Genomic DNA, 11,690 nt, shown 5'->3' with positions numbered 1-11,690 from the left:
GCCCCCTGTCCGTCTTCCGGCCCAACTCCCGAATCCCCGGAGCGACCCCCATGTCTCCCACGCCCCCGAACCTCTCGAAGCCCTCGAAACTCCCGCAGCGCTTCGCGGAGGCCTTCGCCCGCAGGCCCGCCCGCTCACCCCGCGGTCTCGTACCCGGGCGGCGGGTCTGGATCAGCCTGGGCTGGGGCGGCGCCGTGGCCGCCGTCTGCGCGCTGGGCATCCCTCTGGTGAGCAGCGGGGTCCTCACCTCGGACGGCGGCGACGAGGTTGCCGCCGGGAGCAGCGTCCTCGTCGCGTCGCCCACGCCGTCGCTCACGCCCAGCGCCACCCCCACACCGACGCTCACGCCCTCCCCGAGGTCCGCGCCGCCCGCCGGGACCGCGAAGCGGACCCCGAAGGCGGCCGAGGAACCGGCCGCGGCCCAGGCCCCGAACCCCCCGGGCACCGTCGCCACCGTCACCGCCACCGCGAAGGCCAAGGCACCCGCCGCCAAGAAGACCTCCGCCGCCAAGGCCAAGACCAAGACCAGGACCACCGCCGAACCCACCCCGTCCCAGGACTTCTCCCGCCCCGTCGGCCGGATCTCGGGCCACTACGACGGGTTCGTCGGCAAGTGCATCCAACTCGTCGGCAGCGCCCTCCAGTTGTACGGCTGCGACGGCGGCTCGGACCAGCAGTGGAGTTTCGCCGCCAACGGCACCCTCCAGAAGGGCGGCCGCTGTCTCTCCCTCTCCGGCCGCTCCACCGGCGACGGCACCCGTGTCGTCATGGCCGCCTGCGACTCGACCACGGTCACCCAGTGGCGGGTCAGCGGCGCCTACGACATCGTCAACGTCGCCGCCGACAAGTGTCTCGACGTCGCCAACGCCGGTACCGCCAACGGCACTCCGCTCCAGATCGCCTGGTGCTCGGGCAACGCCGCCCAGAAGTGGACGGTGCCCTGAAACCACCCGGGAGCCCGCAGACCCTGTCTGTCCGGCTCCGCGTGTCCGGCCCTGTCCGCAAGCTACGATCCCCGCCTCACCGATCACGATTCCTGGGAGCACCCCTCCGATGCCCGCACAGTCCCCGAAGCGCTTCTCGGAGGCTTTCGCCTCCAAGCCTGCCCGCTCACCTCACGGGCTCGCTCCCGGGCGCCGGTTCTGGGCCAGTCTGGGCTGGAGCGGCGCCCTGGCCGCGGTTCTCGCCCTCGGAGTGCTGCTGGTCGGCGGTGGTGCCCTCACCCCGGACGACGGCGACGACGAGGTGGCCGCCGCCCGGAGCGTCCCCTCCGCCTCACCCACGCCCACCCCGGTCCGCGCCCAGCAGCGGCCGGACGCGAGCCCGACGGCCCGTACGGAGAAATCGTCCGCCCCACCGCCGAGGAGCGACGCCGCCCCGGCCGTGCGGACAGACCCCCAAGCCGCCCCGGCCGCACCCCGCGCGGCCAAGTCCTCGCCGGAGGCCGCGGCCACGGGCAAGGACACGAGCAAGGACACCGACACCGACACGGACCAGGCCAAGTCGGAGGATCCCCCCGCGCCGGCCGGCAGCACCCTGACGGTCGCGGCAGGAGGCAAGTGCCTCACCGGCGGCAGCTCCGGTGAGCAGGCCACCGCCACCGTCTGCGACGGATCCGCCGCCCAGCGATGGACGTTCGCCGCCGACAGCACGCTCCGCTCGGCGGGCCTGTGCCTGACCGTCTCCGGGGGCGCGACCGACGACCGTACGCCGATCACGGTCACCGCCTGCCAGGCCTCAGGACCACAGCTGTTCAAGCTGACCGGATCGCGTACGCTCGTGGCCCAGCGGTCCCAGAAGTGCGTCGACCTCTTCGGGGGTGCGAGCGGCTCCGTGATCGTCCTCTGGGAGTGCAACGGGCGGGACAACCAGGACTGGACCCGCCGCACCTGACACAGCCGCCACCGTGCTCCGGCCTTGCTCCCGGGCTCAGCGCACCGGAGTGAAGTCCCGGGCGCCGATGAACTCGGGCCGTCGTACCGGAGCCGCGAACGGCTCCGTCGCCCTGTTCTCCACGCTGTTGAACACGATGAACACATTGCTGCGGGCGTAGGGCGTGATGTTGTCCCCGGAGCCGTGCATGCAGTTGCAGTCGAACCAGGTCGCGGAGCCGGCCCGGCCGGTGAACAGCCGGATGCCGTACGCGTCCGCCAGCCCGGTCAGCGCCTCGTCCGACGGCGTGCCCGCGTCCTGCATCTGCAGCGACTGCTTGTAGTTGTCCTTCGGCGTGGCCCCGGCACAGCCGAGGAACGTCCGGTGCGAGCCCGGCATGATCATGAGCCCGCCGTTGGTGTCGAGGTTGTCGGTCAGCGCGATCGACACGGACACCGTCCGCATGGCCGGCAGCCCGTCCTCGGCGTGCCAGGTCTCGAAGTCGGAGTGCCAGTAGAAGCCGCCGGCCCCGAAGCCCGGCTTGACGTTGATCCGCGACTGGTGGACGTACACGTCCGAGCCGAGGATCTGCCGGGCCCGCCCGACCACCCGCTCGTCGCGCACGAGCGCCGCGAACACGGGACTCAGCTTGTGCACCTCGAAGACGGACCGGATCTCCTGGGAGCGCGGCTCGATGATCGACCGCTCGTCGGACCGGACCTGCGGGTCGAGGACCAGCCGCTCCAACTCCTTCCGGCAGACCTGTACTTCGTCGTCGCTGATGAGCTGCTCGACGGCGAGGAAGCCGTCGCGCTCGTACGTCTGGAGGTCGGCCGAGGGGATCGGGCCCGGGGTGTCGGGCGAGCCCCAGACGACGGGGTCCTGGCGGGGGGCGGCCACCTCGGTGGTGCCGCGGGTGGGGTAGAGATCGGTGACGGTGGTCATGACGGTCACACCTCCTCGGGTTCGGTGAGCAGGGGGTAGACGCCGTTCTCGTCGTGGTCCTCCCGCCCGGTCACGGGCGGGTTGAACACGCAGAGGCAGCGGAAGTCCTCCAGGGCGCGCAGCGTGTGCCGCTCGTGCCCGTCGAGGAGGTACATGGTTCCGGGAGTGATCGAGTGCGTCGTCCCGGTCTCGTGGTCGGTGAGCTCGGCGGCTCCCTCGACGCAGACGACGGCCTCGATGTGGTTCGCGTACCACATCGCCGTCTCGGTGCCCGCGTACAGAATCGTTTCGTGCAGGGAGAATCCGACCCGCTCCCGGGCGAGCACGATCCGTTTGCTCTCCCAGGTGCCGGACGCGGCCCGCACATGCCGGTCGGTGCCTTCGATGTCCTTGAACGAACGGACGATCATGGTCTGAGTCTTCCCTTTCTGCCGGGCGGTCCTTCTGCCCGGCCGTCTCTCTGCTGGGCGGTTCTTCTGTCAGGCGGTCTCGCGGACGGCACGGGCGAGGACGCTGAGGCCCTCGTCCAGTTCCTCGGGGGTGATGGTCAGGGCGGGCAGCAGTTTGACGACCTCGCCCTCCGGCCCCGACGTCTCGATCAGCAGCCCCAGCTCGAAGGCCCGCCGCGCCACCCGCGAGGCCCGCTCCTTCTCGTGGAACTCCAGCCCCCACACCAGCCCCCGCCCCCGGTACTCCTTGATGTCGGCGAGGTTCTCCTCGGTGATGGAGATCAGCCCCTCCTCCACCTGCTCCCCGCGCGCCCGGGTCTGCTTCTCCATCGCGGAGCCGTCGGTCCAGTACGTCTCGAGGGCCGCCGTCGCGGTGACGAAGGCCGGGTTGTTGCCGCGGAAGGTGCCGTTGTGCTCACCCGGCTCCCACACGTCCAGCTCCGGCCGGAACAGGCACAGCGACATCGGCAGCCCGTATCCGCTGATGGACTTCGACACGGTGACGATGTCGGGCGTGATCCCCGACTCCTCGAAGGAGAAGAACGCCCCGGTGCGCCCGCAGCCCATCTGGATGTCGTCGACGATCAGCAGCATGTCCTGCCGCTCGCACAACTCCTTGAGCGCGCGCAGCCATTCGGGCCGCGCCACGTTGATGCCGCCCTCGCCCTGCACGGTCTCCACGATCACCGCGGCCGGCTTGTTGAGTCCGGACCCCTGGTCCTCCAGGAGGCGCTCGAACCACAGGAAGTCCGGGACGGTCCCTTCGAAGTAGTTGTCGAACGGCATCGGCGTGCCGTGCACGAGCGGAATCCCGGCGCCCGCCCGCTTGAAGGCGTTGCCGGTGACGGCGAGCGACCCGAGCGACATCCCGTGGAAGGCGTTGGTGAACGACACGATCGCCTCGCGCCCCTTCACCTTCCGCGCCAGCTTCAGCGCGGACTCCACCGCGTTCGTCCCGGTCGGCCCCGGGAACATCACCTTGTACGGCAGTTCGCGCGGCCGCAGCACCAACTCCTCGAAGGTCTCCAGGAAGTTGCGCTTGGCGACGGTCGACATGTCGAGCCCGTGGGTGACCCCGTCACGCAGCAGATAGTCGACCAACGCCCGTTTGAGTACGGGGTTGTTGTGGCCGTAGTTGAGGGATCCGGCGCCCGCGAAGAAGTCGAGGTACCGGTGACCGTCCTCGTCGTACATCAGGCTGCCCTGCGCGCGGTCGAAGACGACGGGCCAGCCACGGCAGTAGCTGCGCACCTCGGACTCGAGGGTTTCGAAGACGGTCAGGTCGGGCTGGGTGATGGTCACGGAGATCGCTCCTCGGAGTGGGGGGTGGGGAGGGGGCCTGAGTACGGGGGATCAGCGGGAGAGGGGCCCGATCCGGTACAGCACCTCGGGGTCGTGCGGGCCGTCCGGGAACAGCCCCGCGCCGAACAGCTCCTCGCGGCTGAGGGTCGCGTCGTGCCGGGCGGCGTACGAGGCGAACAGCCGCTCGGAGGCGGTGTTGCCCGGCGTGATGGTGGTCTCGACGGTCGTGACGATCGGACGCTCGGCGGCGAGCCGCGCGGTGAGCCCGTCGAGCAGGGCCGCGGCGAGACCCCGCCCGCGATGCCGGGTGTCGACGGCCACCTGCCACACCAGCAGCGTGCGCGGGTCCTCCGGCCGTACGTACCCGGTGACGAACCCGACGGGCTCCCCACCGCCGACCCGCGCCACCGCCGAGGTGGCGGCGAAGTCCCGGCACCACAGCAGATAGCTGTAGGAGGAGTTCAGATCGAGGGTTCCGGATTCCTTGGCAATACGCCATAGTGCGGCCCCGTCCTCGATGGACGGGCGGTCGATAAGCAGGTCTGTGGGTGCTGTGGTCATGCGGATTGAACCTACCCAGGGAAATTCAATAACGCATGGAGGGGTGGTGGGGATTCCGTGATGCGGGAGGGGTGAGGGGCGACTATGTACCGCTTCGCCCGCCATAAAACACGCATATCACCCCACCTGTGCAATGCGTCACGCCCATGCGTAACCTCCGGAAAACCCCCGTGTTTAATGTTGGAAATCCGGGGCAGAAGAACCTGGATTTCCCAATCGAAATTAATTCAGGCTCCGGTGACCCCGTCGATACGCTCTCGAAGAATGTCCGCGTGACCGTTGTGCCGCGCGTACTCCTCGATGAGATGAATGAGGATCCAACGCAGGCTGACTTCCACCCCGGCGAGGGGCCCGCCGACCATCCGCCCGGTGTCCGCCGGCGACCGCCCCGCGGTCAGCTCCCGCCCCCGCGCGATCTCCCGCCGCCAGACCGCCAGTGCCTCATTGATGCCCCGCCCGGGGACGAGCGAGTACCCGGTCTCCTCCTCGAACACCGGCGGCACGTCGAGCCCGGCGAACATCCGCTGGAACCAGTTCCGTTCGACTTCGGCGAGATGCTGCACCAGCCCGAGCAGCGTCAGCTCCGACGGCTCGGCGGACGCCTGCCGCACCTGCGCGTCGTCCAGCCCCGCACACTTCAACTCAAGCGTTGCCCGGTGAAACTCCAACCAGCTCTCCAGCATGGGGAGTTCATCACCGGTCAGTAACGGCACGGGCCGGCCGTCGGGAAGCCTCTGAGGCGTGTTGGTGGTCATGTGGGGAGGATGGCACGGGGGTCTGGTGTCGAGTAAGCCGTCTTGCCGCGCGGTGGGTCAACTCGTGGAGCGCCTCGACGTCCGGTCCGCGCCGAGAAGGGACCGCAGGGCGTGGACCAGGCATCCGGCGTCCGGGCCGGAGGGCGGGGCGAGGAACCGGCGTTCCATCTCCTGGCGGGCGAACTCGGCGTCGCGCAGGCGCTCCCGTCCGGCCGGCGTCAGCCGCACGATGTTCTTGCGTCGGTCCGGAGGACTGCGGCGCCGCTCGATCAGTTTCTTGCCCTCCAAAGCGTCGACGAGGGCCACCATCGTCGTGTGGTCGATGCCCAGCTTGCCCGCCGCTTCCCGTTGAGACAGCTCGTCATGTGCTGAGTGCCCTGGCCGCCAGGACCCAACGGCTGTGTCTGGGCCTGCTCGTGAGCTGGGAGAACCTGGCGTCCTCCGGCGGCCACTCGACCCTCAGGCCCAAGAGAGGCGACGTGGTCCACCTCGACCAGCTGACCCGACCAGCCCTGTGGCAGCCCACAGTCCACCCATGCATCTACACGTCAGCCAAAGCCTCACCCAAGCGGGCCTCCACCACCAGGCGATCGAGCACGACGAAACGACCGTCCGTCTCAGCCATGGCGAACCGGACCAGTACCCAGAACCTGCGCAAGCGGGTGCGCTACCACTACCGGGGCAACGCGGCCGGCCCGACGCTGCGGCTCACTCTGGGTTGCATGCTCGGACTTGAGCTGCGCCGCGTGGGCAGCGGTAAGCGGATGACCTTCGGCAAGGCAGGCGAAACCACTCTCAGCCAGTTGATCGATCAGGCCGTCACACGTCCCGGCCGTGGGTGAGCAGTTGTCGGCGTACTGATCGCGCCCGTCGCCTACGGCCCGCCGTCGAAGAAGCCGGACTTCAGGTTCCCGATGATGGCGTCGAGTGGATGCCCACTGACGATGAATGGTCCGCTCCAGGGCGCGCTGAGTGCGAAGAGCAACGCCAGGCTCAGCCCGACCACACTCGCAACACCTACGATCAGCAGTGACGTTCGCAGGCTGCTGCGGAAGACCAGTGCGCCGGAGTTCACAATCAAGGCCAGTCCGCTGACCACAAGCGTGACGACGTAGAGCGCGGGAACGTCGCGCGAGGCGGCCGCAACCCGGGCGCGACGACTACTGGTGACACCGTCCATGGAAACCACCAACTCCGTGCCTGTCGGGGTTCCCACCTCGGGCCGGGCCGCCTCGGCGCGCACGCTCCGCTCCAGCTGGGCGATCGCGCGAGCGGTGGCGGGGTCGTCACCGGACGCCGCTGCTGTAGCCTCCCATTCCCTGGCACGCGTGCTCTGCACGTAGTCCAGCAGTGCCGCATGGATCGGCTCCGACTGGACTCGCGGACTTGTCGCCGCCCATGCCAGGCGGGAGGCTGCGGCCGCCTCGTCGCTCACCAACCCCTCGGCTGCGCGCAGGTAGCCGGCCTCGCTGGCCAGTGTGAGTGCCGCAAAGATTGCGAAGGCAGCGCCGAGTGTCGGCATCAGGGGCGTGGCGATCTGCGGCACCCGATCCCGTTCCTCGACCGGTACGAGTGCCCGGACGCCGACCCGCGCCACGGCCGCGACCAGCAGGGCAAGTAAGAGTCCGCCCACAACCAGCACCACCGCCGGCAGCGAGGTCAACCAGTTCACCACATCACCTGCAGCGCGTTATCGCGAGCGGCCACACAGCGGCGGCACATCGGCCGGCGGCCTGGAGCTCCTCGTCGATCACTTTTGGAATCAATACTCACATGCATGCCCTCAGCCAGCGGCCTTGGCGATGATGCGATCCATCTCCTCTGGGCCAAAGGCCCGCAGGGTCGTCGTACGGACGTTGCCCACCCCGCCGAGCTGCAGGAGCACCGCGGTGGCGGTTTCGTCGTCGGGTGCCTCGACAACGGCCACGAGGTCGTACGAACCGACGGTCCAGTAGAGGCTCAGGATCTTCCCCCCGAGCTTCTGCGCCGCTACGGCGAAGGCCTCGGCACGCTTTGCGGTGTCCTTGTAGTTTCGGATCCCCTGATCGGTCCAGTTCAGCAACGTGACATACGCCGGCATGGTCTTCCACCCTCCTGTGGGAACACATCGCAAGGTCAACCTTGGGCATCACAGCCGAAAAGCGCTCAAGATGTACACCCGAATGAACAACAAGTCAGCCCGTCAGGTCACACAGCGCTTCGTCGCAGGTCGGCCCCGCAACCGCCTCTAGAGCCCCGAGATTCCCAAGCTGAGTGCTCCCGCGAGGGATGCGAGTCCGGCCCTCTCCATCAAGCCGATCACTTAATGAACGGCTTCGCCGGGAGCCTCGGTAACGGCGAAGGCCCGGTGGGTCAAAGTCCAAAGGAGATGACGGACAGAACTGAAGCGCACCTGATCATTCCTCTGTTCGGCCTATCCCCGGGTCGCTGAGGTTCTCGCGCGAACCTAGCGTTTCCGCCGGGGCCGCCCGGTGGCGTACGTCGTTGAAGGCCTGGACCTTGGGTCAGGAGGAGCGCCATGAGCGGGGTCCCGAAGAGGGGTAGCGAACAAGAACCTGCCCCGACGCACGAAGAGATCCAGGCCAGGATCGGAAAGCGCCTGGACGACGTTGCGAAGATCCTGGCCGGCGCCCTCGTCGCCGTTGCCGGCGTCATGACCCTGCTTGGCCTCAGCAGTGACATCGTGTTCGTTGCCCTCAACAATGAGTCGTGGCCCATCTATGTGGCCTCGCTCTGCGCCATCCTCGCCATCGTGTGCAGCATCGTGGCGCTACTCGTCCACCCCACACGGCTGGGCAACCTGTGGGAGACCGTGGTGCTCATTCTCGGGGTGATCTTCTATATGGTGGCTCTGAGCGTGGCGGTTATCGGCGCGGCCAAGGCTGCCGGGGGAAACGGGCGGCCGACCATCACCAACATTAAAGTCGACGGCCCTCGGTCCAATCTGAAATTGAGTTTCGATGTTCATGCTGACGGCGTCGAGACGGGGGCCGGCATTGAGGTGTATGTAACCCAGGTAAGGGCCGACTTGTCCGAACCTGTCGATGACTCGGTCGATGACTACTCAAGTGAACTCAGACCCAACGACAAGGGCGTGGTCGAACAGCGGGTCAGCATACCGATGTCCCTTCCATCGCAGGCCGCAGGAATCAGCATCATGGCCCTCAACGCCGGCGACGGAACCCAGGACGAGTGTGGCTCGCACGCACAGCGCGGGCCTACGTGCGCGAGGTTCCGGATCCCCTGAGATCGGGTTTCGCGGGATTCCTTGGACAAGTACAGGCTTGCCCGCCCCGGCAGGTTGGCGGCGTCGCCCGCTCGGCGACGCATACGGAGTGCCACCACTTGCATACTCGGCGTGACACGCTTAGCTTCGTGATCAGCGAATTCCTGCCCGCGCTTCATTCGGCTTACGGGACTGATGGAGTTCGGCAAATGCCCGCACGACCGGATTGCGGTCTGCGTCGAGAGCCAAGGAGAAGACCATGAAGAAGACGATTCTTGTCGCGGTGTGCGTGGCGGCGGCTACCGCGTTCCCGGCAGCGCCCAGCCAGGCAGCCCAGGCCGTACTCGTCGTGGATGACAACGGGGCGCAATGCCCCGGTGCGCCTTTCACCACGATCCAGGCGGCGATCACCGCGGCCTCGCCGGGAGATGAGATCAGGGTCTGCGCCGGAACGTACAACGAAGTGGTCACGGTGAACAAGGCGAATTTGCGGGTGGTCGGACCGGCCGCCGCCCCCATAGGGACAGCGTGCCGCCAGGCCGGAGCTCCGGATCCGTCCAGGCAGGCGATCATTCAGTCGGCGGACGGTTCAGGAACTGTGCGCTTGGCGGAGAACGGCATCACCTTCTCCCGCTTCACCGTTCAGAACAACACCTCCAGCTATGGCATTGTCACGAGTGCGGCACACTCGGGCCACCAAGTGCGGCAGAACATGATCCAGGAAAACGTATTCGGAGTCTATTTCAACTCCAGCGGCACAAATCTGTCCGAGGTCGAACAGAACTGTATCCGCCAGAACAATGAACCCGGTTCTGCGAGCGGCAACGGAGTCTACTCGGACGCGGGCCTGAAGAATGCGGACATCGAAACAAACACCTTTTCCGGAAACGAGAACTCCGGTGTTCTCCTGGACGCAGTGGCACCCGGAGGGGTCGGAAATGTCAGAGTGAACAGAAACATCTCTTTGGCGGACAGAGCCTTTGCGTTCATCTTCAAGTCCAGCAACGTCTCCGTAGGGAGTAACATCATCCAGGACAACTTTGGCGCCCCCGGGATCTTCTTCGGCGACAGCAACACGAATTTGAGGATCACCTCCAACACCATTGACAGGGGCTTCCTGGGCGTTCGGGCCAACGCCTTTGGCCTTTCGCCCAACACCAACGTCACCATCACCGGAAACATCATCAGAAATTCCGAATCAAGCACCGTCGGCCACGGCATCAGCGTGGCACCGAGTTCCCTCACGAACTCCGTCATCTCCCGGAACATCGCCAGCGACAACGCGGGCGACGGCATCCGCATCGATGCCGGCGGCAACGGGGGCAACACCATCGACTCCAACGTCGCCCGCGGCAGCGGCATGCTCGACTGCCGCGACAGCACCACCGGCACCGGCACCGACGGCACGGCCAACACCTGGATCCGCAACATCGGCCCGAACGCGGCCCCTTCCGGCATCTGCCTCTGATAGATGCCTCGCCGCCATCGTGTCCGAACTGGAGGAGGCGGTTGCCGCTCGCGATGGCGACCGCACCGGGCGTGCCTTCAACGCCGTGATGAACGGTGTGCAGTCGACGTCGGACGCCGAACGCGTTCTGGCAGGGCCCCGGTTGGCGGCGCTGCTCCCTGCCTTCCCGCCTGCCGGCCCGCGGCCGATGCTGGCGATGGCGGCCGGTTTCTGCGTCGAGCGCGGGGCCGATCCGGCGGCCTGCGCCGAGCCGATCCTCGGCGGCGTCCACCAGGACCTGCTCGACGCCCTGGAGTTCGCCCGCCGCTGGACCGCCACCGGCGCGGCCGAGGACGAACTGCCGGAGCCGGACGAGAAGATCATCGACGACGCGCTGCTGGCCCGCCTCGGCGGCGAGGTGTACGAGGCCACGCGGCTGGCGCTGGCCTGGTGCTCGGTCGAGGAGTGGCAGCCGCCCGCGCTGGCCGTGCTGTGCCGCAGCGCAGAGGTGCGCCGTCGGCACGCATCCGAGATCCTCCCCGCCTGCCGCGACCTGGCGGCCCTGGAGCGGCACGACCTCAAATGCCTGGCCTACGCGCTGGCGGTTCTGGACGACGAGCCCCTTGTGGTGCTGCACAGGCCCACCGGGACCGGGTTCGAGGTGCGCATCGGCGGCATCGGAGACAACTTCCAGTTGCACACGCTGCTCGCCCACGTCCTCGTCGGCGGCGGCTACGTTCCCGGCACTACGCCTTCGGCGGAGAGCGTCCGCCTGGCCACGGACCCCGAGCCCGCCCGGGGACGCACCCGGACCATCGCGACCGGGGCCTTCGAACTCCTCGCCCCGGACGGCGAGCGGATCTGGAACGAGGGGCTGCCCGACGACATCCCCGCGGTCGAGGGACACCGCCTGCTCGTGCTCGACGAGCCGGCATACCAGCGCAGCTGGAACGCCGACCGGTTCTTCCCGCATCTCCCGGGCACAGCCGAATTGGCCCGCGTACTGACCGCAGACGAGACGCGGACCTGGTTCGCCCGCACGTCGCCCGGCAACGCGATCCGCCGGCCTTCCTGACTCGGCGGACCGGGCCGTCACCGCTCCGGGCGGCCGACTGGTGGGGCCAGAAGCCGGA

The 11,690-nt window shown here is 68.0% G+C and carries 14 protein-coding genes; 6 read left to right on the top strand and 8 right to left on the bottom strand.

What is annotated here, in order from left to right; translation table 11 throughout:
- The first annotated feature begins 50 nt into the window (after positions 1-50).
- Positions 51-944, top strand: coding sequence for an RICIN domain-containing protein (locus ACFPIH_RS20320; protein ID WP_381173551.1), 894 nt, complete (start codon positions 51-53; stop codon positions 942-944).
- 109 nt (positions 945-1,053) lie between these two features.
- A complete protein-coding gene (locus tag ACFPIH_RS20315) occupies positions 1,054-1,893 on the top strand; it encodes an RICIN domain-containing protein (RefSeq protein WP_381173553.1) in 840 nt (279 codons plus the stop codon).
- 36 nt (positions 1,894-1,929) lie between these two features.
- Here ACFPIH_RS20315 and thpD read toward each other — a convergent pair whose 3' ends face one another.
- The 6 genes from thpD to ACFPIH_RS20285 form a co-directional block, all read right to left on the bottom strand.
- Positions 1,930-2,817 (bottom strand): ectoine hydroxylase, encoded by an 888-nt coding sequence (thpD, locus tag ACFPIH_RS20310; RefSeq protein WP_381173555.1) that lies wholly within the window; start codon positions 2,815-2,817, stop codon positions 1,930-1,932.
- A gap of 5 nt (positions 2,818-2,822) precedes the next feature.
- On the bottom strand, positions 2,823-3,227 hold the full coding sequence (locus tag ACFPIH_RS20305; protein ID WP_381173557.1) for an ectoine synthase: 405 nt from the start codon (positions 3,225-3,227) through the stop codon (positions 2,823-2,825).
- A gap of 69 nt (positions 3,228-3,296) precedes the next feature.
- Positions 3,297-4,568, bottom strand: a complete 1,272-nt coding sequence (gene ectB / locus ACFPIH_RS20300; RefSeq protein WP_381173559.1) for a diaminobutyrate--2-oxoglutarate transaminase — start codon at positions 4,566-4,568, stop codon at positions 3,297-3,299.
- Positions 4,569-4,619: 51 nt separating this feature from the next.
- Positions 4,620-5,129 carry a diaminobutyrate acetyltransferase gene (gene ectA / locus ACFPIH_RS20295; protein ID WP_381173562.1) on the bottom strand — a complete coding sequence of 170 codons (510 nt, stop codon included), beginning with the start codon at positions 5,127-5,129 and terminating at the stop codon, positions 4,620-4,622.
- A 227-nt stretch (positions 5,130-5,356) separates the two neighbouring features.
- Positions 5,357-5,884 (bottom strand): DinB family protein, encoded by a 528-nt coding sequence (locus ACFPIH_RS20290; RefSeq protein WP_381173564.1) that lies wholly within the window; start codon positions 5,882-5,884, stop codon positions 5,357-5,359.
- Positions 5,885-5,941: 57 nt separating this feature from the next.
- Positions 5,942-6,241 (bottom strand): MarR family winged helix-turn-helix transcriptional regulator, encoded by a 300-nt coding sequence (locus ACFPIH_RS20285; protein WP_381173901.1) that lies wholly within the window; start codon positions 6,239-6,241, stop codon positions 5,942-5,944.
- A gap of 266 nt (positions 6,242-6,507) precedes the next feature.
- Here ACFPIH_RS20285 and ACFPIH_RS20280 point away from each other — a divergent pair, with 266 nt between their 5' ends.
- On the top strand, positions 6,508-6,726 hold the full coding sequence (locus ACFPIH_RS20280; protein ID WP_381173566.1) for a GIY-YIG nuclease family protein: 219 nt from the start codon (positions 6,508-6,510) through the stop codon (positions 6,724-6,726).
- A gap of 32 nt (positions 6,727-6,758) precedes the next feature.
- On the opposite strand, the gene ACFPIH_RS20275 is transcribed toward ACFPIH_RS20280, so the two are convergent.
- Entirely contained in the window at positions 6,759-7,556 is a 798-nt protein-coding gene (locus ACFPIH_RS20275; protein WP_381173568.1) for a bestrophin-like domain, read from the bottom strand.
- Between the two features lie 111 nt (positions 7,557-7,667).
- Positions 7,668-7,964 (bottom strand): GYD domain-containing protein, encoded by a 297-nt coding sequence (locus ACFPIH_RS20270; protein WP_381173571.1) that lies wholly within the window; start codon positions 7,962-7,964, stop codon positions 7,668-7,670.
- 438 nt (positions 7,965-8,402) lie between these two features.
- Between ACFPIH_RS20270 and ACFPIH_RS20265 the strand changes: the two genes are divergently transcribed.
- The 3 genes from ACFPIH_RS20265 (at position 8,403) to ACFPIH_RS20255 (ending at position 11,632) form a co-directional block, all read left to right on the top strand.
- Positions 8,403-9,131: a hypothetical protein gene (locus ACFPIH_RS20265; protein WP_381173574.1), complete on the top strand. Its 729-nt coding sequence runs from the start codon at positions 8,403-8,405 to the stop codon at positions 9,129-9,131.
- 238 nt (positions 9,132-9,369) lie between these two features.
- Positions 9,370-10,578, top strand: a complete 1,209-nt coding sequence (locus ACFPIH_RS20260; RefSeq protein ID WP_381173576.1) for a right-handed parallel beta-helix repeat-containing protein — start codon at positions 9,370-9,372, stop codon at positions 10,576-10,578.
- Between the two features lie 19 nt (positions 10,579-10,597).
- Positions 10,598-11,632, top strand: a complete 1,035-nt coding sequence (locus ACFPIH_RS20255; RefSeq protein ID WP_381173579.1) for a hypothetical protein — start codon at positions 10,598-10,600, stop codon at positions 11,630-11,632.
- Positions 11,633-11,690 lie beyond the last annotated feature (58 nt).

Source organism: Streptomyces vulcanius, from assembly GCF_042653945.1.
In the GTDB taxonomy this organism is placed as follows: domain Bacteria; phylum Actinomycetota; class Actinomycetes; order Streptomycetales; family Streptomycetaceae; genus Streptomyces; species Streptomyces mangrovi.
The sequence above is the reverse complement of the archived record's forward strand: the minus strand, read 5'-3'. Positions and strand labels throughout refer to the sequence as shown.